Source organism: Flammeovirga kamogawensis, assembly GCF_018736065.1.
GTDB classification, from domain to species: Bacteria; Bacteroidota; Bacteroidia; order Cytophagales; family Flammeovirgaceae; genus Flammeovirga; species Flammeovirga kamogawensis.
On sequence record NZ_CP076130.1, the window covers coordinates 226854 to 249248 of the forward strand.

The 22395-nt window shown below is 32.1% G+C and carries 17 protein-coding genes; 11 read left to right on the forward strand and 6 right to left on the reverse strand.

The window, feature by feature from the left end:
• The first annotated feature begins 26 nt into the window (after window positions 1-26).
• A complete protein-coding gene (locus KM029_RS25220) occupies window positions 27-572 on the forward strand; it encodes a GNAT family N-acetyltransferase (RefSeq protein WP_144077178.1) in 546 nt (181 codons plus the stop codon).
• 84 nt (window positions 573-656) lie between these two features.
• On the opposite strand, the gene KM029_RS25225 is transcribed toward KM029_RS25220, so the two are convergent.
• Window positions 657-1361 carry a chalcone isomerase family protein gene (locus KM029_RS25225; protein WP_144077179.1) on the reverse strand — a complete coding sequence of 235 codons (705 nt, stop codon included), beginning with the start codon at window positions 1359-1361 and terminating at the stop codon, window positions 657-659.
• 299 nt (window positions 1362-1660) lie between these two features.
• Entirely contained in the window at window positions 1661-2875 is a 1215-nt protein-coding gene (locus KM029_RS25230) for a hypothetical protein (protein ID WP_144077180.1), read from the reverse strand.
• 230 nt (window positions 2876-3105) lie between these two features.
• Between KM029_RS25230 and KM029_RS25235 the strand changes: the two genes are divergently transcribed.
• On the forward strand, window positions 3106-4299 hold the full coding sequence (locus KM029_RS25235; protein ID WP_144077181.1) for a glycoside hydrolase family 53 protein: 1194 nt from the start codon (window positions 3106-3108) through the stop codon (window positions 4297-4299).
• A gap of 194 nt (window positions 4300-4493) precedes the next feature.
• On the opposite strand, the gene KM029_RS25240 is transcribed toward KM029_RS25235, so the two are convergent.
• On the reverse strand, window positions 4494-5744 hold the full coding sequence (locus tag KM029_RS25240; RefSeq protein ID WP_144077182.1) for a hypothetical protein: 1251 nt from the start codon (window positions 5742-5744) through the stop codon (window positions 4494-4496).
• A 217-nt stretch (window positions 5745-5961) separates the two neighbouring features.
• On the opposite strand from KM029_RS25240, the gene KM029_RS25245 reads away from it, so the two are divergent.
• The 3 genes from KM029_RS25245 to KM029_RS27180 all read left to right on the forward strand — a co-directional run bounded on the left by KM029_RS25245 (window position 5962) and on the right by KM029_RS27180 (window position 7899).
• Window positions 5962-6135 (forward strand): hypothetical protein, encoded by a 174-nt coding sequence (locus tag KM029_RS25245; RefSeq protein ID WP_158631265.1) that lies wholly within the window; start codon window positions 5962-5964, stop codon window positions 6133-6135.
• Window positions 6136-6393: 258 nt separating this feature from the next.
• Window positions 6394-6822, forward strand: a complete 429-nt coding sequence (locus tag KM029_RS25250; RefSeq protein ID WP_144077183.1) for a hypothetical protein — start codon at window positions 6394-6396, stop codon at window positions 6820-6822.
• A 132-nt stretch (window positions 6823-6954) separates the two neighbouring features.
• Entirely contained in the window at window positions 6955-7899 is a 945-nt protein-coding gene (locus KM029_RS27180) for a DUF1186 domain-containing protein (protein WP_144077184.1), read from the forward strand.
• Window positions 7900-8012: 113 nt separating this feature from the next.
• Here the strand turns inward: KM029_RS27180 and KM029_RS25260 are convergent, their stop codons facing one another.
• Window positions 8013-8489 carry an ATP-binding protein gene (locus tag KM029_RS25260; RefSeq protein WP_144077185.1) on the reverse strand — a complete coding sequence of 159 codons (477 nt, stop codon included), beginning with the start codon at window positions 8487-8489 and terminating at the stop codon, window positions 8013-8015.
• Window positions 8490-8942: 453 nt separating this feature from the next.
• Here KM029_RS25260 and KM029_RS25265 point away from each other — a divergent pair, with 453 nt between their 5' ends.
• From KM029_RS25265 to KM029_RS25275, 3 genes are all read left to right on the forward strand, one after another.
• Entirely contained in the window at window positions 8943-10115 is a 1173-nt protein-coding gene (locus tag KM029_RS25265) for an RHS repeat-associated core domain-containing protein (protein WP_144077186.1), read from the forward strand.
• A 4-nt stretch (window positions 10116-10119) separates the two neighbouring features.
• On the forward strand, window positions 10120-10455 hold the full coding sequence (locus tag KM029_RS25270) for a hypothetical protein (RefSeq protein WP_144077187.1): 336 nt from the start codon (window positions 10120-10122) through the stop codon (window positions 10453-10455).
• Window positions 10456-10718: 263 nt separating this feature from the next.
• Complete coding sequence (locus KM029_RS25275) at window positions 10719-11633, forward strand: Rpn family recombination-promoting nuclease/putative transposase (RefSeq protein ID WP_144077188.1); 915 nt, start codon at window positions 10719-10721, stop codon at window positions 11631-11633.
• Window positions 11634-12164: 531 nt separating this feature from the next.
• On the opposite strand, the gene KM029_RS25280 is transcribed toward KM029_RS25275, so the two are convergent.
• Window positions 12165-14669, reverse strand: coding sequence for a carbohydrate binding domain-containing protein (locus tag KM029_RS25280; RefSeq protein WP_144077189.1), 2505 nt, complete (start codon window positions 14667-14669; stop codon window positions 12165-12167).
• Window positions 14670-14749: 80 nt separating this feature from the next.
• A complete protein-coding gene (locus KM029_RS25285) occupies window positions 14750-17635 on the reverse strand; it encodes an Ig-like domain-containing protein (protein ID WP_144077190.1) in 2886 nt (961 codons plus the stop codon).
• Between the two features lie 651 nt (window positions 17636-18286).
• Between KM029_RS25285 and KM029_RS25290 the strand changes: the two genes are divergently transcribed.
• The 3 genes from KM029_RS25290 to KM029_RS25300 all read left to right on the forward strand — a co-directional run bounded on the left by KM029_RS25290 (window position 18287) and on the right by KM029_RS25300 (window position 22394).
• Complete coding sequence (locus KM029_RS25290; RefSeq protein ID WP_144077191.1) at window positions 18287-19558, forward strand: hypothetical protein; 1272 nt, start codon at window positions 18287-18289, stop codon at window positions 19556-19558.
• 228 nt (window positions 19559-19786) lie between these two features.
• Entirely contained in the window at window positions 19787-21382 is a 1596-nt protein-coding gene (locus KM029_RS25295; RefSeq protein ID WP_158631266.1) for a flavin monoamine oxidase family protein, read from the forward strand.
• A gap of 4 nt (window positions 21383-21386) precedes the next feature.
• On the forward strand, window positions 21387-22394 hold the full coding sequence (locus KM029_RS25300) for a hypothetical protein (protein WP_144077193.1): 1008 nt from the start codon (window positions 21387-21389) through the stop codon (window positions 22392-22394).
• Window position 22395 lies beyond the last annotated feature (1 nt).

Genomic DNA, 22395 nt, shown 5'->3' on the forward strand with positions numbered 1-22395 from the left:
TATATCAATACAATGTCAATAACATTATGCAATTATTAGAAATCAAAAACCTTAACCCAACCCTACAAAATTCAATTATTGCTGTTTTTCGTTCGTCATTTTCTGATGCAGAAGGAAGTAAAGAAGGCGATACAATTGCAACATTTGTAGAAGATTTGTTATCCACTACAAAGCAAGATGAATTGCATGTTTTTATAGCTCAGAACGACAAAGAGATTGCAGGAGCAATAGTATTTTCAAAATTTAAAACAGAAAATAATACTAATGCATTTATATTATCTCCTGTTGCTGTTTTAACAAAATTCCAAGGACAAAAAATTGGACAGAATTTAATTAATTATGCTTTAGAAGTTTTAAAAAATAATGGGGTCGAAGTTGCCATAACTTATGGAGATCCAAACTTTTATTCTAAAGTAGGCTTTAAACAAATTACTGAAGATATTATTCAGGCACCACTTAAATTGAGTTTTCCAATTGGATGGTTAGCACAGTCGCTTGTAAGCAATACTTTAGAGGTAATTCCAGGAAAAACAACTTGTGTACCTGCCTTAAATAAGCAAGAGCTTTGGTAGTTTTTTACTTCTAATTTTATATAAAAAAATCCGTTATGATGAAATATAATCATAACGGATTTTTTGCTTTTTTATAGGTTAGTGCTAAAGGTTACTTTTTAAGAGATCACCTTTTAATGTTTGATTAAAAGCATGGTTTCCAATAAATGTATTAAGAACTATCTTTTGAAATTCCTTTCCTTCTATTTCACTTTTATGCTCCCCATTCCTAGAAACCAATATTTTATTTTCTAAAAATGTAATACGAATATGATCACCAATTTTAATTACTTCATCAAAAGTAGCAAGAAAGAGTTGAATCTGTTCTTCATTTTCTAGTATCTTACCTTTATTTGCTTGTTTAAAGTATGTTCTAAAACTTTTATCCGTAGAGATCAAATTTTGAGGAATTATACCTTCATATTTTTTGATATTATCAACCATATCATCTAGTTGTCCAGATTTAATATGGTCCAAATTTTTCTCATGTACTTTTTTAATTTCTTTGATAGATTTGTCAGACTGAAATTGATTTGAAGTAATCACCATTTCAATCATTTTCATGTGATCATCATAAATAATTTTGATAGGATCATCTGTGCGTTCATAGACATACAACCCGCAAACAAATAGTTTTGAAATACCTTCAGTATGCATTCCATGCCCATTCAATTTAAGGTTTTCATATTCAATGGTGATAACGTTTGGAAATTCTACATTTTTAAAAAAGTTTACGTTATAGGTCTGTTCTTGAGAGTATACTGCTAGTGTATTTAATAGTATAACAATAGTGGTAATTAAATTTTTCATTAAGAAAATTATGATAGTTTATAGATGTAATATGTTTGTATTCTGAACACAGACTAACAAGCTGATTTTAGCATATTACTATTATTAATCGTGTATTCGTTACAATTATATGGGGTTTGGTTTCTATTTTTTGATGATGGTCGTCACTAAAATGATTATTCAGTCAATTTTTACTGGACATTTGAAATTGTTATAAAACTGCTCAAAGCATTTTAATGAGAGTGGTAGGTGAAGTACAAAAAAAGAGTGTACCCATTTTACAGAATACACTCTTCTTTTAAATTATATGATTTAGAGAATTATTTAACCTCTAAGATATATCTTTCATTTCTAGTACCGCTAGCAAGTTTTTTAGCTACAGATCTAGATTTCTTAGTAAAAGGATTATATTCTATAGTTTTACTTGAGTCTGTTGGATCTTCCTCAGATGTTGCATAGAATTTATCTTCTAACTTTTCAGAAAATAAAGTAGTAGAAAGTCCTAACCAATATTTAGAATCCGTGTCTTCAACATTTTTCAATTCTTCTAAATCTTTTACAGAAGGTCTAGACAAAGCATATGTTTTACCTTTAATAACAATATCTACATTACCTTTTTTCCAATCATCAGAAGAAGTAGCATTTTGTATTCTAACTACCTTTCCTGTTTGAGTAGAAGGGTTAGTACTAAAAACTAAAAATTGAGCATAAGTATTTCCATCGATTCCATAAATCTGACCAATTTTATATTTATTAGTAGTCTCAAAAGAGGTAACATCAGAAGTAGATGTTTTACCATCAGCAAATGTTGTTGTGAATCTTAAATAGTATTTTGATGCAGGATCTAACTTATCAATTGATAACATTACTGCAAATTCACCCGAATTAATCTGATCATTAATTTTCTTTTTTACCGATCCAGAAAAGTCAGATTTTTTAGAATATTCTACAATAAATTCTGTAGGCTTTTCACCTATAAAAACTGCAGGCGAATACAATACCATAGAGGTATTACGACCAATAATCATAGTACTCTTAATTTTAGCTATTCGTTGATCTTTATCAATAGTTGTTGGAACTTTATACTCAGTTTCAGTACCATAATGTCGATCACCATTTTTATCAGTAATAATAGCACTTACAAAATATTTTTCTTCTTTACCTGCCTTAATTTCATAATCAAATTTCTTTACTTGGTCAATAGTAATAGTTTTAGTGTATTGAGTGGCCCCTTTTTCTTTTAGTTTTTTATTTATTGAAACAATAATTTCAGCCTTTTGAACATTTTCAGTTAGTGATTTAATTACTTCTGTTGATACATCAATGTTTAATAAATTAGAGTTATTAAGCTTATATTCTACAGTATTTATCTTAATGAACTCATCTACATTAATAGTAATTTTAGCTTTGTCTTCAGAGGTTGTCTTATTTTGAGTTATTTGAATATCATTATCTGGCTTTGGTTCATTATCTTTATTACAAGACAGAAGTGCTACAAATAAACCAAATGATGTGATATACTTATTTATTTTCATAATGAGAGTATTTATTGTTTAATTAGGTTGTTCTAAATTTTGTTACAATACCTAGACAGCTAGGCACTTAAAGTTGACATTAACTGATACTATATTATTGAAAATAATAGCGTTTATTGATAATTATTATCAATTGGGTTTGAGGTAAATAGCATTAACTTTGAGAGTTAATTTCATTTTCTAAATGAATTTTACAATTACTTAGTGCTACCTTGTAAATAATAAATGGGATGGAACACCTAATCGGAATGAAAAAGAATTACCTAGTATACCTTATAGCGGCTTTATATATCCTAAGTGGATGCTGTAAAGATAAATCTCCTTCTAATGAAACAGCACCTTTAGATTTTTATTTTGGAGCTGATCTTTCTTATGTAAATCAATTACTTGATAAAGGAGCAACGTACAAACAGAATGGGGAAATAACAGATCCATATTCAATATTTGCAAATGAAGGGACTCATCTTGTACGGTTTCGTATGTGGAATAATCCTTTATGGACCAAGGAGTTATATGGAGAGGATGGAACACAGATGTATAATGATTTATACGATGTAGCTACCAGTATGCAAAAAGCAAAAGAGAACAATATGGAGGTGTTGTTAGATTTGCATTATTCTGATACTTGGGCTGACCCTGGAAAACAATATATTCCGAAAGCATGGGAAAATATTACTTCAATAGATGTATTAAAAGATTCTGTATATAACTATACATTAGCAACATTAAACTACCTTGAATCTCAAGGGTTGGTACCAGCAATGATACAAATTGGTAATGAAACAAATTGCGGTATGATGTATACAGATGCACCACCAAATTTCCCTGAAATTAATGTTTGTAATGGGAATTGGTCAAGTTATAAGTCTGTTGTAAATAGTGCTATATCTGCAGTTAAACAATTTAATACTACTAAAGGTGTGGCTATTAAAACGGTTCTTCATGTAGCTGATATTAAGAATGTAGATTGGTGGTTTGAGAATATAACATCGGGAACTGATGCTGTAAATTTTGATATTATAGGCATTTCTTATTACCCACTGTGGCATAAAACAATTCCTTTGTCAGAAGTTGGAGACAACGTTGCAACAATAAAAGGGAAGTTTAATAAGGAGGTAATGATCGTGGAGGTTGCGTATCCATGGACTTCTGAAGGAAAAGATACAATGCCAAACCTTTTTGGAGGAGAAGCACCTTTAGAAGGCTATCCTTTTACAGTAGAAGGGCATTTAAAATTGATGACAGATTTATCTAGAGATGTAAAAAATGCTGGCGCTTTGGGAATAATATACTGGGAACCTGCTTGGATTGCTTACCCAATTAAAACATTGTGGGGTACAGGCTCATCTTGGGAAAATTGTACTTTCTTTGATTATAACAACAATGCTTCTTCTAGCTTTGATTATATGAAAGTAGCGTATTAAAGATGTTGACCAACTGAAAATTATTTTGTTTGAAAAGCTACATATTTACACATAACGTTATTAGAATATATCATGGTTTTCTCTATATGCATATACTCCATCATTAGCCTACAATTTAAGTAGTGCGCTAATGATGGAGTAATAAACCGTGATAAATTTTATCAAATGTGAGCCTTTTTACTGTCTAATATCCATTATTTTGAAATTGCGACAGAATTTTTTCCTAAAGCGGTGACCTCTCCATTATTAGTAAAAGAATCTATAACGCCTTGAATATCTAAAGAGGTTACATTATCACCAAGTGTTTGAATTCCATCTTGAAGAATTAACTCTTTTAAATGGCCACCTTTTACAATACTTACACCATTAGCAGGAATATGAACAAGTTTTCCCAAAATTAATGAGTCACCAGTATTACCTTTAGTCACTAATTTATTTTTAACTTCAATTTTACCTACTGGTTTTGAAATTTGAATACCAATTGATCCGTCGCCATTTGTAATAATTTCTTTAAAAAAGGCATCATCAATTGTACCATCGTATTGATTAAACCCTCTAGCACCAAGTCCAAAAGTTTCTATACTTTCTAATGCACTAAATTTCTTTACATAGCCAAAGTTTACAAAACCAATTCCACTAGGACCGTAAGAAGTAAGGTTTTTATGAGCAGTCCAATGCGTAACATCACCCCAATTATCAAGTACCATGTCGTTAACACCATAGGTAACAACCTCTCCATAATTGTCAATTTTTTCTGCAGTCACTCCCTCAAGAATAAAGAAGCCACCTGTAATTCTATCAGGTAAGCCAAAAGGCAGCATCCCATTAGAATAAATAGCTTCAGAAGAAATTTCATTTACATTTACTTTACCGCCAGTAGGGCTGTATCCACTTACAAAAATACCACTACCTAAAACAGGAGCATTCTTTCTACCAATACTAATATTTTTAACTGTGGCAATAATTTTACTTTCAGGGTTGGGGTTAAAATTATAAATTGTAAATGCACCCTGGTATACAACAACACCCATTTTCTGAGGGATTTCTACCTGATTTCTAGTATCTGCACTAACAATATCAATATTTATTGCAAAAATATTTGCAAGCATTGTTGTCGATCTAGTAAGTAACTGTACTTGTCCGGTGACAGACAAATTACTTAATCTTAATTCGCCTAAATCTTTATCTGTTCCAGCGATATAAATTGCACGTTTATCTTGAGGAGATTGTATTGTAATATTTTCTATCGTATTCTCTTTTGTCATACCTAGGCCGTCAGAATTTCCAAAGCTAAGTACTCCAAAACCATTATCTGTACCTTTAAGAGTAACCCCTTCTGGCAATAGAATACTATTTGGTGAATAGATTGATCCGGTAATTTCAATTTCTTTAGCAGAGCGAGAGTTGATGACTTCTAATAAAGAAGCGAGCGTATTTACTTTCATGATATTTTGTTTAGATGTTAAAATAATGAAACGTTGTTACATTTATAACTACGTACAAATTATAACTAACTATTATCAAAATCTGACTAAAAATTTTAAAAGAATGTTTCTCAAAAAGTACACTTTTATTTAGTACTGAAATTGATGTTAATGTATCTGTATTTTATCTACTAAAATTCTGTTAATCAGTATACATACCTAAAATAAAAATAATTATATGACAGCTTCAACATTAGGTTTCCTCTTAGGAATATTAGTTTTTTGCCCATTAGTAGGATATGCAGCACAAAAGAAAGGTAGAAACCCTTTTGGATGGGGAATTTCAGCATTCTTCTTTAGTCCGTTAGTAGTTTACCTTATTTTAGTACTTGTTGGTAGAAAAGCAGTATAGACAGTAGATGAAGTAATTAAAGATACAATCCCTTGGTGTAGAATGATACACCAAGGGATTTTTTGTTGGGAGGTACTAAAATGTTCAAATAAACCGTATCATTTTAAAACAAATTGATCAAAAATGAACATAAATTTTTAATCTTAAACATAAATATTGTTTTTAATTTATTGAAAATGAACTGTTTAAGTAGTATTGGTTTAATTGTGGAATACTTATAAAGTGTCAAATTAATTAACTCAAAAAATTAAGAAAATTATGAAAACTATTATTTCAGGAACATTTATCTCATTATTCATTTTGTTATCTTCATTTTCTCCAGTTACAATAGAAGAAGATGCACCAGCAAGTGAAAAAGTTAGTCTTTTAGTTAAAATGGTAAATGATGCCGATAAGCAAGATTGGAACGTACTAAATAAGGCAGCTCAGTTTTGTATTAATTGGAATGCGGATTTAGAATTGGCTAAAGAGTGGATAGATAAATCAATAGCTATTTCTGATAACCCTCAAGCATACGAAGTACTTGGAGATTACCATTTAAGAAAAGGAGACATCTATAAAGCATATGAAAATTACGCGATAGCTTTAGAAAAAGGGATGTTCACTTTATCGAAAACAGAATTAGAAAGCATCCAAAGAAAAAATCTAGTATTTGGTAGAAAGATATTAGCAGAAGCAAAGAAATAAATAAGAAAGTAGAGGTTTAAATTATATAGTAGGGAGTCTTGTTAGGCTCCCTTTTTTTGTTTTAAATTCAGGAAGGAATTTGATAAATTGTTGGTGAATAGATTTTAGACCTAAAAGCTACAACAACTGATTATGGAACACGAAGAAACTTTAATGAAACTACCAACTTTTCACCATCCAAAAGAAATGGAGGAGCTATACATGTATTTTAATGATTATGGCTTCAAAAAAGTAGAACAACTTTTAGAGTTACCTAAAGAGACACTTACAGAAGATTTAAAAAAAGGCATTGAAGATTCCATCATACGTTTTGGTTATTTTACTGAATTAAATTTAGATGGAAATGGAATAGGAATTGTTTATCATGGCCTACAGATTTTAGCAGAAATAGCTCCTGAATCATCGCAAGAAATTCTTATTAAAGTATTTAGTCAATCTAAAGATTACCTCGATTTTTATCTTGATTATGAAATTGTTGATCTTTATACTGTTTGCTACAAAATAGTAGGAAACAACTTATCTCTAGCGAAGTCTTATTTACTTTCACCCATAATCACTTCATTTGCAAAATCTGCAATGGTAAAAGGTATTTGTGCAATTGCAGTTCACGAACCTGAACGTAGACAAGAAGTATTATCTTTTATAGATGAACTGCTTGAAGTGTACATTACATCAACAAATGAAGCAGTAGTAGATTCAAGTCTTAATGCAATGCTTCTTGATGAAATAAAATATGCTAACCTACATGAATTAGCTCCTTACATTCAAAAACTTTACAAAGCCAACAGAATTGATGAGGAATTTTGTGGGTCTTATGACGAGTATATGAAAAATTCTGAATGTTTTTGCATCAATAAAGACAACTTTAAGGTAAAGTCTCTTTTAGATACTTACAAAGCATTTGGGCCAAATGAGCCATCAACTTCTAGGGATGATTATACTTTTGAATTTGACGAAAGTTATAGAAAAGAATTTCTTTCTACAGAATATGACAGTATTAGAACAGAACCTAAAGTGGGAAGAAATGACCCTTGCTCTTGTGGTAGTGGAAAAAAATACAAGAAGTGTTGTATGTAAATTAGGTGAAGTGTATGTACAATGTCATTCTGATTATAAAAAGGAACATCCAATATCAAGAGCCCAGGTTTTAATACTTAGGCTCTTGATACATATAGGTAGATGGATTAAATTCAAGTTCCATTAAAACCCCTTGATTTACTATATAAAATTGTATGCTCTGCATTTTTTAACTGATTATAAAAAAATGTTTCTCTAATATTTCCAATATCAGGTTGATCTTTCAATGCATACATAAAGTTAGTATTTTCTAAGTAAATCTTATCGGGTTTCTGGAGTTTACTTATCCCTTTGTTATCAACTTGAAGAAGGTTGATAGTCTTTGCTTTCTCTAACAAATAAATAATACTTAAAATGATATCTCTGCTAATATTTAGTTTTTGTGATAACTTAGAAATATTAGGCTTAAATGGGACAGATTTAGCTATTACACCTAAGACTTGTTTGATTTCATGTATCTTATTTTGAGATAAGTTTTCAATCTTCGCAAGATCAATCTCAATAACATTATTTAGAGCTGTATTTAATTTGATTAGAAAATCAGGCTCTGTTGTAAATGGAAAATACCCTTTCTCTAGATATTGACCCACTGTTCGTAATGTTAAGCGATAGCGTCATTACGAACTATATTATTGTTTAAGTTTCCGAACTTAAAACAATAAACCAAGCCAATCTACCCAAATAGATTGGCTTGTTTCATCAATCACAATACAGACCGCATTCTAGCCAACGAGCAACCCTTTCTTTCTCAAGGAGAAAATAATTATTTGTACGATGAAATTGGCAACCTTATCGCCGACAAATCAGAAAAAATACGCATTCATTGGAACCTCCAAGGAAAAGTAGATCGCTCAGTACATTATGCCGAAGTTGCAGACTTTATTGATGCCTCAGGGAATGTAAAAACCTCCCCACAATCCCCCGAAAAAACAGTCAGTTACCGCTACGATGCAAGTGGCAACCGCATCACCAAAAACGTGCATTATCATGCCAAAGATACGGTAACTAACACCTTGTATGTACGTGATGCCAGCGGTACAATTATGGCCACCTACAGCGACACATCAAGATACAGCAACCAAGAAATACTCAGCCCCTTGCAAATTGCCGAACTTCCAATTTACGGCAGCAGTCGCCTTGGTCAATACACCCCATCAGTTACTATTCAATCACAATTAGGTTTAGGCCACAGAAGATACGAACTCAGCAACCACCTTGGCAACGTTCTTGTGACGTATTCGGATGCAGGACACGTTCTTTCATATAGTGATTACTATCCTTTTGGACTGAGTATTACGGCTAGGAGTAGCGGAAGTGAGGGGTATAGGTATGGGTTTAATGGTAAAGAAAACGATACGGATTTAAGCAGTTCTCAGCTGATACAGGATTATGGCTTTAGGGTATATAATCCAGTGATTGGGAAGTTTTTGAGTGTGGATCCGTTGACGAAGAGTTATCCGATGTTGACGCCTTATCAATTTGCTAGTAATATGCCAATATGGGCTATTGATTTGGATGGACTAGAAAGATTAATTTATACTAAAAAAAGATTATATCATGAAGATATAAATAAAAAAATAACATGGTCTGTAGTTGCAAATAGTGGAAGATTACAATGGATGAATGATGTTAATTCTCAGGATGTTAAATATGATCATGATACACACGAAGGGGGTGGTCCAATTCCGGAAGGGTCATATTTTATATCATTAGAGAATTCTAATGAAAGAGTGTCTAAAGGTGATAAAAACTTATCGAATGGATTAGGTTGGGGTAAATATGGAATTCGTTTAGATTATAACCTTTTTCAAGCAGCTAAATTAAAATTATTCTATAATGATAGAAGTGGTTTTTATCTTCATGAAGATGGTAACCAGAATTTAGAAGGTGGTTTAGGTAGTGGTGGCTGTATTGCATGTACAAAAGGAGGTGATATTTTAAAGGTAAGAGATCAACTTGTTGAATACCAAAAATCACAATTCAATGCTATTGATGTTGTTGTTGATTATGATTATAAACCCGATTTAAACTATAAAATAAATACTAAAAGTGATCCTCTTAATTTTAGATCCTCACCTGGAGGAAAAAAAATTGGTACACTTGAAAAAGATAGTTATGTAATTGGCACTGGTAACACAAGAGGAAAGTGGACTGAAGTGCAAAATAATGATGGAAAAGTGGGTTGGGTAGGAACAGATTATTTAAAGGAAGAGTAATAAAATGAAGAATCTTAAAATAATAATATTTTTTTTAATAAATCTATGCTTTTTTAGTTATATGTTTTTACTGATTACTGAAAAAAATAAGATTATTAAGAATTATAAAGACATAAAAGATAAGACGGGTGAATTTTATAGCTTAATCCTAAAAGACCAAATATTTAATATAAATCAATTAGAAGGTTTAGATTCCAGTTATGAGGTTGATAAAAAATCTGCATATCATTATATTATTTATCCTCCCCCAAAAATGCTAAATCATGATTTTTTTGGATATGAAATATTAGTTGATTCTTCTGCAAATACACTTATTTATATCGGTTATTTTAAACCTTAATTATATACTGCGAACTATATTATTGTTTAAGTTTCCGATTTTATCACAAAAAACCAAGCCAATCTACCTCACATAGATTGGCTTGGTTCATTCATTACATTATAGCCTGAATCTTTCTTTTCACAAAAAAAGCATTAATCAAGGAGAGGATTTGATTAATAAAAGTTCTATGACATTTAGAATAAAAACAGAATTTAAAAGTAATTTCTTCTTAACTTTACCCACGGAAATACCATCATTTCCTTCATGAAAAAAGTACAACAATGAAGAATAATTTAATACGTTTTGATTGGGCAATAAAACGCCTCTTAAGAAATAAGGCGTATCATGTTATTTTAGAGGGATTTCTTTCAGAATTAATGCAGGAAGATCTTACTATAGATAGCATTTTGGAAAGTGAAGGGAATCAAGAATCCGCTTCAGATAAATTCAATCGTGTTGATATTCTGGTGAAAAATCAAAAAGGAGAATACGTCATTATTGAAGTACAAAACCAATTAGAATTCAATTACTTCCAACGTATGCTTTACGGCACATCAAAAGTGCTTACAGAGTATATAAAAGTAGGAGAACCTTATCATAACGTCAAAAAGGTGTATTCAGTGAATATTGTCTATTTTGATTTAGGACAAGGAGCCGATTATGTTTATCATGGTAAAACTAACTTTGAGGGTATCTATCAGCATGATAATTTAGAATTGTCAGGCAAACAAAAAGTATTTTTAGGAGAGGATAAAACACCTTCTGATTTATTTCCTGAATATTATATCATCAAGGTAAATCAATTTGATGATGTAGCAAGAAACACCCTTGATGAATGGATTTACTATTTCAAAAACAACGAAATAAAAGACGAATTTAAAGCGAAAGGACTAGAACAAGCGAAAGAAATTTTGAAAGTAGATAAAATGACAAAATCGGAACAAGCAAGCTATAAAAACCATATTGTCAATCTTATGGAAGAGGCAAGTAGAGAGCGTACTTTGGAGATGGAGGCGATTATTAAGGAGAGGGAGATTGGTAAGGAGGAAGGTAAGGAAATTGGTAAAGAAGAAGGAAAAAAAGAGCAAGCGATCGAAACAGCTAAATCTATGCTTCAAGATGGATTAGATATTGAAAAAGTAGCATTGTATTCAGGTTTAACAATAGAAGAAGTAGAAGCATTGACTAAAAGATAGTGAGAGGATTCCTTTTTCTAATGTTCTGGATGTTAAGAAAAATCATTCAAGACTAGCATTTTGAAAAAGTTAGTGAATTTTATATTACATAAAAACAAGCCAATATATGTGGAGTTAGATTGGCTTATTTCATTAAGAAAAATAATCGGTTTCGTTTTAAAACCCTTCGCTACAATTCCTCTCTTTAGATTACAGCTACGATCAACTGAACCGCATAAAACAAGCGAAAAAAGATGCCGGTACACCTCAAGAAAAGTTGGCTTCTTCTTCCTTTCTCAAGGAGAAAACAATTATTTGTACGATGAAATTGGCAATCTTATCGCCGACAAATCAGAAAAGATACGCATTCATTGGAACCTCCAAGGAAAAGTAGATCGCTCAGTACACTATGCCGAAGTAGCAGACTTTTCCTTTACCATCGCTTTACTATTACACTTTTCAATAACTCTTCCTTGAAGGTACTGAAAGATGTTAGGCGATTAAAAAAAATAGCTTCCCTTCCCTTAAATCAAGTAGAAGGGAAGCTGATGTTTATTGAACTAAAATTTTTACTCGTTTATCATTTCCAAAAGTATCTTTGATGACTAATATATAAGTTCCTTTTTCAAGATTAGAGATATCTAAACGGTGTTGAGAAAAGAAGGAGTCCGAAAGTATAGACTGCCCCATAATATCATATAATATAAACTCAATTTCGCCTTGTGAATTTCCAGTTGAAATAGTCACATAATCAGAAGAAGGATTAGGATAAACTTTTATATTAAAGCGATCATTAATGGAATTGAGACGTGCATTACTTTCAATTTCTTGAATACTGATATTATCTAACCAAGCTCCACCATTTGCATTTTTAGGTCTCCAAAAACCAATTTTTGCATCTTCATCATTGGTATCCGTAGTGAAGGAAATGCTGTATTGTGTGTACTCAGTATCGTAAATATGTTGTTCAAAATACTTAGATCCAGATGAATTCTTAACATGTAATCTTGCAGAAAGTGTTGGGTCTTCTACTTTAGCATAAAATGTAATTTCATAAGTAGTGTTTGCTTTGGTTTTGAAGAATTGACTACTTCCTCCTGTTCCATCAATTTTCAAAGAAGTTGAACCGCCATAGGGTATTGCTGTTTCTGTAGTAGTACCTCCGTAATAATCCCAATTTAGTAAACCTTGTTCAAAATCTGGATTTAAGATATAAGCAGTTCTTTTTAAGACGATTTGATCTACTAAAGCAGTTGCACCATCACTAGGCGGTAACCATGTCCATACTTTTACTGAATTTGTATTTTCATCTGTGGTAAACATCATATTTTGAAGAGTATATTCGGTATCATAGATGTCTTTGTTAGTAATGTTTACATTATCTTCATTGGCAACCCCAAGCACTACTTTTTTATTAGCATCTGATGTTTTTACATAAGCAGAAATTGTATAAGTAGTAGATGGAGAAACAGTAACCCATTGGTAAGCTGAACCTTTGTCGACCATTTTGAAAGCATTATTTCCTTCATAAGCATCAGTACTTGTTGTGGGATTATTCCAAAGTACCCAATTATTTAATCCATTTTCAAAATCACCGTTTATAAGAGCATTCTGTTCAGCCTCTTCTTCTAAGTTAAAAACGACCATTGTAAGCGAATTAGCTTTTAATGTTGCTTGATAGTTTCCAGAAGTACCTTCCCATAAATAAATAGTAGAAATTTCACCAGGATCATCAAAACGAACAGCTTCGTTCACAGATAAAATAGTGTGTCCGGTGATGTTAAAATCAGCATTCTTATTATTATCATTTTTATTTAGAAGATAGACATATGCTTTATTGTCCTTGATAATTGTAGTGGTGAGAATATGACCATCAGCAGCAGAACTTGCTACGACATTACCATCAATAGCATTTTTATAAAGCTCAAACATCTTTGCAGAAGGACTTGGCATATACTTGTCGTCAGAATTAAGTAATGCTTGGAAATCCGTTGTTGAACTTCCTTTCCATTGTGTTGTCCACATTGATGCTAGTTCAATACCACCTTGCATAAATTGCATTTGCATTTCTGCTTGAATCAATGTATTTCTAAACTGCGTATGTGTAGGGTTATGGTTATAATCACCAGGGGCAACGTTCCATTCTAATGCAGCCAACTTGATATGCGGTTTTCCAAGAGAAGCTGTTAATGTATTAAAGAATTCTATCTCTTCTACAAAAGTACCCCCATCATACCATTCAGTTTCATTTTCCATTGGTGTTTTTTCTTTCCATGCCTCCCATGTCGCTACACCCCATTTCCAATACCAATGTACATCTATGTAATCAATATTATGTCCACAAGTATTAATAATAGTTGTATAATTAGCCGTGTTTGTACGCACTTTATCGGTCCAGTTGGCAATTAATTTAGCATCAGGAACGAGGGTTTTTATAGCTGCGGCATAGATATTCACTTGTTCAGCATAAAGAGAAGCTGTCCATTCACCACCATTTCCATTCGCATCTTTATTATAGCCATTACCATGGTGATACGTTTCATTGTCAAGGTAAAAATACCTCACATCAAAGTTTTGATCTATGCAATATTGAATCATATCCAATGCTTCTTGTAGGGCTTCCTCTTCACGATCCCATTCTAAACCTGAACTCATATTGATACCTAACATTGGTTCTGTACCTGCTGCATTTGTGAGTGTAATGTACTCATCTAAATCCATATAATCTGAAGGGTCAGCATCAGAACTTCTATTATAGTTAGGGTTCCAGTTATCGATCCAACCAACGCCCGAAAGGTCATTCCAATGGTACATTGTGGCTACTGTTCCTCCTGGCCAACGTAAGAACCCTGCACCAATATCTTGGTAAAGTTGTGCTACAGAACCATCTGCATAAATGGAGTCCGCTTCTTCAGAATAAACCAATCCATGTCCTTGGATCATGGGATGAATTATATGTTTTTTTTGATAACTATCAATAGAGATTTGTACTTGTGCGAGAGCGGGAAGAGTTGCCCAAATTGATAGTAAGAGTAATGTAATAGTTGTTTTTTTCATACTTTGTTATTTTATAGAAAAAGAAAAAAGAGCTCTTATAACCACTGGAATAATCAATGGTTATAAGAGAGTAATAAGAGTTAATCCACTAATAATTTGGCTTGTTTACGATTGTCTGCTTCATCGCTTACAACTAAGATATAAGCACCTTTTTCTAGTTGTGAGACAGAGAGTTGATGTGTATTTATGAAAGTACCCGAAAGAATTTCATTCCCAATAATATCATATAAGATATAGGTTTTAATTCCATCCATATTATTGCTTTCAATAGTGACGATGTCTGTGGCAGGGTTGGGGTAAACTGAAAGATCTAAAGTTTCCAATAATTCGAATGTATTTTGTCTACCACCACTAGAAGAAATAGATAGATTAACAATAGCGTCATCACCCATATTTCCCCAACTTGCATTTCTAAATTGGTAATGGAATTTTGTGTTTCCTGTAATTGTTGGTGTATGACTAAAAGTGAAATTGGGAGCACTTAAGTAGGCAACTTCCGCCCAATTAGCATCATATACATAAATATATTGTGTGGCAGGAGCAGTAGTGAAAATAAATTCTAAAGGACTAGAACTGTTGTACGTACCACCTTCAACAGGCGTAATCAAAGCATTTACCTGATTGTAAACTGTAATTGTTGTAGATGCTGTATGCTCTCCATCGGCAGAAGTAACAGTAATGTTTGCAGTTCCTACACCGATAGCGGTGACTAAACCACTTGCATTTACAATAGCGACAGCGTTATTATTACTGCTCCAACTTACATTCTGATTTGTTGCATTTGATGGCGTAACACTACCACTTAATTGTAAAGTATTTCCTGTATATAACACATCATTTTGGTCGGAAATAGAAACGCCTGTAACAGCAACTTCACCTGGATTCGTAGTCACTTCTTCAAAAGAAATATAAGTATTCGAACCTGTAGAAGAAGTAGGGTGCATTTCCACAATTCCACTTGCACCCACTCTTAAACGAGGATTATCTCCACCTCTAGTGGTTAATCTATAATAAGAAGTACCTGCAACGGCTTCTAAAGACCATTTTGTCCAATCACCTTGAGAGCTTGTTGCTTGCATATCAGCTAATGTAGATTGATCTGTACGAATACGAGGATTTGCACCTCCACCAATACAATCAATATGATAAAAACCTGATGTAGATGATTCTGTTAACTGCCATTGAACTGTTTGATCTGTTGCTGATAAGTTAGTTGTAAAAGCATCTTGCCCACCATTTGCCCCAATTTTCAGGTTATGCGTCGGGCTAATCATGTAGTAAGTTTTAGAAGTATCAATCGTCTCGTTGTTTCCACTTCCTTCAGTTATAGTAATAGAAACATTTCCTTGTTCTATCTTCACCCAATTGGCATTATTATATTCAAAATGGAACGTAGCGTTTCCTGTACTTGTAGGAACATAATTAAAAGAGAAGTTAGGAGCAGAAAGTGAAGCTATTTCATTCCAATTTTGATCATAAACATAAATGTATTCTGTAGCTGAATTTGTATCAAAATTGAATTGAATGCCTGTATCTTCGTAAGTTCCCCCTTCAACAGGCGTAACTAAAGCATTTTGTCCTTCGTCTTTTGTCATTGAAAATACAGTGATAGACGTTGAAGGTAAAGCGTAACTAATTGTATTACTCGTTAAAGTTGAATTATTAAGCTGTGAAACCGAAGGGTTAGTATCTGATTCATTATTGCCCTTGAATTGCCAAACTTCAGCCGTACTATAACCATTAACAGAACTGATATTTAAGTTAATGTTATTAGAAGATGTTTCTTTATTAATTAAGAAAACATTCAAATCACCATTGTTTTTATCATAGGCCGCATAAGCAACTACATCAGCACTACCACTAGAGACTTGTACTAAATCATCTTTGATAAATTTTTCCCATAAGGCAAGAGGTTTTGCTACTGCTGTTAAGTTATTTTGATTATCGACTGCATCCCATTTCAAACCACCATAAACTCCATTTTCATCAGGATACCATCTTGTATTCCATAAGCAGCCATATGCCGTTTTTGAACTTTTGAGGATTTGTCCTATCAAATCAAAATTGATTAAACCTTTACCAGTATTATTAGCTAAATCCCAATTACTATCTGTCCAATCTGCATGGTTAAATTCAGAAATAACAGTAGGTAACGTTAAACCTTCATCTACTTTTAATAGGTCTACATTAGTACCGTTTTTATAATTGGCATATGATGTACCTCCACCATTAGTATAATTACTGATAGCGATAAAATCGAGTGCATCACCACAAAGATTAATTAATTGTTGTGCTTCATGTGCTTTCCAACTCACCCCAATTTGAATAGTAGGATCAACAGCTTTCATTGCGTTAGAATATTCAATTACTTTTGCGGCTAAAGAATTTACATTAAGAGGGAATTTGGCCCACTGACTTTGTTTGGAATCATGCCACATTTCGTTACCGATTTCCCAATATTTCACATTGTATCCTTTTGTGATATTAGAATATCTTACCCATTCTGCAGCCATTGTTTTGTTTAAAGTCACCGTATCCCAAATACTCAAAGCCACATTCACATGAGCTTCAGCACCCGTTTCTTGACATAAAGTCATAAACTCGTCGAAGTTCAATGTAGTTCGTGCACCATCAGCATAACTACCGCTCCAATAGTTTGTAGTAGGGTCTGGGTTTAATGGATCAGCAGTCCAAAAAAAGTAATTTGTTTTTTCACCACCTGGGTAGCGTAAACGTTTAGAACCTGTTTCCGTAATTGCAGTGGCAAGTGTTCGACTTCCTGCAGCTCTGTCTATATCATGGTCAACCCCTGCATTTAGGTTGATGCCATATTTGTTACTTACATCACTAGCAATTGTATTGGAGGTGCTGACATTAATGGTAATTTGGGCTTGTGTGTTGAAGGGAGCAGCTATTAGTGCTAAAAGTAGTACTAATAGACATTTAAATTTTGTAGTTTTTTTCATTCCGTTTTATGTTGTGTTAATTATCATAGCAGCTATTTTTAATGCTCACCTTTAAGTTGAATTACAAAGAGATTATTATAAAGAATAGCTTTTTAAGTTATAGTCTGGTTGGTTTTTCTATAACCATTTCATACAACACAAAACAACACCTTTTTATACTTATTAATAAGCGTAAAAAGATCATTTAATAACACTATTTGAGAATTAGTATCACTAAAAAAACTTTACAACTTCAATGCTCAGGTGTTTATTTTTCAAGAATTACTTCGTGTTACTTTTTGGTGCGCATATATTTTTTTGGTGTAAATCCATACATTGCTTTGAAACCTCTTGTAAAGTTAAAACTATACGTAAAGCCAGATTTATACATTACATCTTTTACCCTACAGACATTTGCATCTAAATAATTGAACTGCTCTTTTTAATCGAATTTAGATTTATTTCAGTTGGAATTGTTTTAAACCTATGTAATCACTTTTTAAGTGTAGATAAATAATGTGTATTACGTCTATTTATGTAAATTATAGTGTTTGTTTTTCCCTATGATTAACTTTGAGAGTAAACCAATTTTAATGAAACTTAAATCAGAAAATGAGTAAAAAACTAATTAGTATATTATTTCTGTCTATAATAATGTTGGGCTGTAAAACCATGAAAGAAACAGGCCAGAAGACCTCAAGTATACATGGTGACGTATATAAAATTATAGAAAAACAATATCAAGGAAGTGAATTATTTGATAGCTATAAAATAGACTATTCAGATGATAAAAGTTATACATCTTATTGGCTACAAAAAAAGAATTTGTTTTATAAAAGTGAGCTCACAAATACTAAAGGAAATACGGAGTGGCGTACAGAAAGTAGTTACAATAGCAATGGAGAAATTTTAGAGACAACAATTTATCATAATAATAATGTCGAGTCTAAGTTTGTAAATACCATTGAGAATAATAAGGTAGTAGAGACAGCAACCTACAATAGTGAAGGAGAGATTGACTATACAGAATTTAAAACTTATAATAAGGGTGATTTATCAAATGTGAGACGTGTAGATACAGTAGGGAAAGTATTAAGTACGAGCGATTATATTAGGAAAGATGGAGAGGTTATAATGGTGACAGTAAAAGATAGCCTTGATAAAATAAAAGTGATCAAGAGGTATGAAAGAAATGATAAAGGAGAGCTTGTGAAACAAACAACGGAAAAACCTCAAAATAAAAATACTTCTATTGTCAATTTTAAATACGATTATGATGCAAAAGGTAACTGGATAAGGAAATATATTTTTGATAAAAATTATGAAATCGATAACATACAAGTAAGGTATATTACGTATTCTAATGATTTAAATGATAAGAAAATTAACCTTATCGGGAAGTGGTTTGTTTTTGGAACAAAAGAAGAGTGGTTTATTTTTAATAAAGATAATACAGTAACTGTTGGAAGAGGTGAGAAGGGCAATAGTTTCTCGGGACTTTGGGAGGTAGATAAAGAGAAGCAGATAATTACAATTAAAGAATCAACTGATAAAGCGGATGAATTAGTTTTACATTATACGGTAGAAGGTGCTTTAATAAAATTAGAGTATCAAAACTTAGAAAAAATAATGTTCTTAGAAAGAAGAGAAAAAGTATTTTACAAAGAAGAAACTAAAGAGGAATTTGCGTTTAGAAAATGGTTTATTACTGGCGAAGAAAATAGATGGATTGAATTTAAAAGAGACAGTACATTTGAAATACTCGAAGATGGTAATTTTGTAGGTTTTGGTCAATGGTCATTAGATAAAGAGCAAAACACTATTTCTTTAAATGATGAGATACAAAAGGAAAATTTAAAGTATACGTATAAGTTTACTAAAAAACACCTTATCTTCTTTACTAACGAAGGGGCAGAAGCTATGAAATTAGTAGCTCAACAATAAGATAAATAGTGGAGTAGAATTAATTAGGCTTATTTCTACTCCATTTTTGTAGAGGACCTAATACAAACATTCTGTAACTAAAAACGAAATACCACTAATCTTTTTGATCTATAAACGATTCAATTTTAAAGGCAAACCTATTTTTTATCAAGTACTTAGGATATTTACAAGCAATATTGATATATTGTGGTTCTTAATTGCAACTATTACTATCTTAATATTACTACTTTGAAAAATTCAACTATTCTTGATGTGGCTATCATCGGGGGAGGTATATCTGGAGTTTATTCAGCTTGGAGACTTAAAAAATCAGTTACTTACGCATCATCTAAAATTGCTTTGTTTGAACAAAGTAATAGAATTGGGGGAAGGTTGCTTTCTGTAACGCCTCCTGGAATGCCTAATACACGATGTGAGTTAGGAGGGATGAGATTTCTATCGAATCAAAAATATGTTTCTGGCATAGTAAATTTTTTAGACTTTGAATTAAAGGATGAAGATGTTTACGAAGAAAATAACATTGCTTATTTAAGAGGTATTCGACTGAGATTTAAAGAGTTAGTTGATAAAGAATTATTACCTTACAATCTTCAATTTCCAGAACAAGGTAAAACAAGTGATCAGATTCTTAATATCGCATTAGAGTCCATTATACCTGGGGTTACAACAAAAAAAGGAGAAGAGTTAAAGACTTTTTTACAGCAATATAAAGTAAACGGAAGATATTTATATGAATATGGATTTTGGAATCTATTGTCATTATCACTTAGTAATGAAGCCATAAATTATATAAAGAAAGCAGGTGGTTATGATTCTACTTTCCAAAATTGGAATGCATACGATACAATTGTTTTAAATTTTGATTTAACAGCTACTGACAATTCATATCATATGATGGTAGATGGTTATGAACAATTACCAATTACATTAGTTGATCAATTTCTTAATTTAGGTGGTGAAGTAAATATGTTTCATAGCCTAAGCTCGATAAATTCTATTTTAATTGAAGGGGAACAATTATTTGAATTAAAGTTTTCTATTAATGGAAGCTCAAAAATAATATATGCTCGTAAAACAATTCTTGCTATGCCTAAAAGGGCTTTAGAATTGATAGAGCAGAAAGGGAATATCTTCAATAAAGGTAATACCACACTAAATACATTAATGAATGCTGTAACACCTATACCACTTTTTAAAATGTTTATTTGTTACCCATACCCATGGTGGGAACAAGTAGGGGTTTCTAAAGGACGTTCTGTTACAGATTTACCTATTCGTCAAACATATTATTGGGGAGTTGAAAACCAAACCGAGAATGGTAATAAAGAGAATACAAATGCTGTATTAATGGCATCTTATGATGATGGCGATAGTGTTTACTTTTGGAAAGGATTAGAAAGTAAGAAAAATGAAAAGCCTTTATTCTTTACTACTCAAGAGCATGCCCATAAAGAAGAAGAAACATCTTTGTGGGAAAAATATAAATCGCCTGATTTAATGGTGAATTACATGGATGCCCAAATTAAAGAGATGCATGGAGTAAAATATGCTCCAGCACCTTTTGCAGCTTGTTTTAAAGATTGGAGTGAAGACCCTTATGGTGGTGGCGTTAATTTTTGGAATATAGGTGAGAAAAGTTGGGAAGTTATACCTCGAATAGCAAAACCATTAAATAACATGGATCTTTTTATCTGTGGAGAAGCCTATTCTAATGGTCAAGGTTGGGTAGAAGGCGCACTTGAAACTGCTGAGTTAGTACTTCAAGATCATTTTAAATTATCTGCTCCAGCTTGGATTGAAAAGAAAGAAAATATTGAAAGTTAATACTATGAACCCAAGAATAATTGGGCAGGGCTACAGTGTTCCGACAAAAATAAGGTATAATGATGATCCTATTTTTGATACAATTAAAGGTGATAATGGATTGTTTAAAGGATACAAAGAAAGAAGAGTATTACTAAACGATGAGTCTATTTCAGAACATATGGTTGTGGCTTGTAATAAAGCACTCCAAAATGCTAATATTTGCAGTGATGCTATAGATTATTTTATTGGGTATGGTTCTATATCTACCTATAGAGCACCAAACATAATGGCCAAATGCCATGCAGAACTTAGCTTACCTAGTAATTGTACTATTTTGCCAATTAATAATGAATTTAATCAGGTAAATATAGCAATCATGCTTGCTTCTAACCTAATAAGTAGTGGTGAGGCAGAGACAATTTTGATTGGTGTAGGTTCTAATTGGACAAAACATGTCGATTATACATCAAGTGCTTGTGTAAGTGCTTCTGATGCTGCTGCTGCTTTAGTCGTAAGTAAATCTAATGATTCTACTCTTTTTAAATATATAGATTCAGTTTCTATTACAGACACAAATGATTATGGAAGTATGTTTAGTTCTTCGGATGTGATAGGTACAAAAAAACTTAATCAACCAATCCTTTCAGATATTAATTTGTATACTTCGCCTTATTTTCATTTAACGGAACAAGGGGTAAATGTTTTTAAGGAATTTGGTATGAATAAGCCAATTGAGGCAGTTACAAATTTACTTCAAAGAAATAATTTAACAGCTTCTCAAATTACGCTAATATCACATCAAGCGTCATCTGTATTAATGGATTTTTGGGAAAATGGGAACGATCAAATAAAGGGAATTGAACCAAATCAATATATAAATACAATACAAGAATATGCTAATATGACTCTAGCTACAGTAGCTTTTAATTTGGCATTTAAATTGAGTGAAATAATAAATAATCACCTTGTACTTTTAACTGTGGGATTAGACCAGCAAACTACAGCGCTATTATTAACAAGAAATACTTAAA

Coding starts and splice junctions, on each gene's coding strand:
- KM029_RS27180 (WP_144077184.1), top strand. CDS start 6,955: ATGGAACACGAAGAAACTTTAATGAAACTACCAACTTTTCACCATCCA.
- KM029_RS25220 (WP_144077178.1), top strand. CDS start 27: ATGCAATTATTAGAAATCAAAAACCTTAACCCAACCCTACAAAATTCA.
- KM029_RS25235 (WP_144077181.1), top strand. CDS start 3,106: ATGGAACACCTAATCGGAATGAAAAAGAATTACCTAGTATACCTTATA.
- KM029_RS25225 (WP_144077179.1), bottom strand. CDS start 1,361: ATGAAAAATTTAATTACCACTATTGTTATACTATTAAATACACTAGCA.
- KM029_RS25240 (WP_144077182.1), bottom strand. CDS start 5,744: ATGAAAGTAAATACGCTCGCTTCTTTATTAGAAGTCATCAACTCTCGC.
- KM029_RS25250 (WP_144077183.1), top strand. CDS start 6,394: ATGAAAACTATTATTTCAGGAACATTTATCTCATTATTCATTTTGTTA.
- KM029_RS25300 (WP_144077193.1), top strand. CDS start 21,387: ATGAACCCAAGAATAATTGGGCAGGGCTACAGTGTTCCGACAAAAATA.
- KM029_RS25245 (WP_158631265.1), top strand. CDS start 5,962: ATGACAGCTTCAACATTAGGTTTCCTCTTAGGAATATTAGTTTTTTGC.
- KM029_RS25290 (WP_144077191.1), top strand. CDS start 18,287: ATGAAAGAAACAGGCCAGAAGACCTCAAGTATACATGGTGACGTATAT.
- KM029_RS25280 (WP_144077189.1), bottom strand. CDS start 14,669: ATGAAAAAAACAACTATTACATTACTCTTACTATCAATTTGGGCAACT.
- KM029_RS25265 (WP_144077186.1), top strand. CDS start 8,943: ATGGCCACCTACAGCGACACATCAAGATACAGCAACCAAGAAATACTC.
- KM029_RS25275 (WP_144077188.1), top strand. CDS start 10,719: ATGAAGAATAATTTAATACGTTTTGATTGGGCAATAAAACGCCTCTTA.
- KM029_RS25285 (WP_144077190.1), bottom strand. CDS start 17,635: ATGAAAAAAACTACAAAATTTAAATGTCTATTAGTACTACTTTTAGCA.
- KM029_RS25270 (WP_144077187.1), top strand. CDS start 10,120: ATGAAGAATCTTAAAATAATAATATTTTTTTTAATAAATCTATGCTTT.
- KM029_RS25230 (WP_144077180.1), bottom strand. CDS start 2,875: ATGAAAATAAATAAGTATATCACATCATTTGGTTTATTTGTAGCACTT.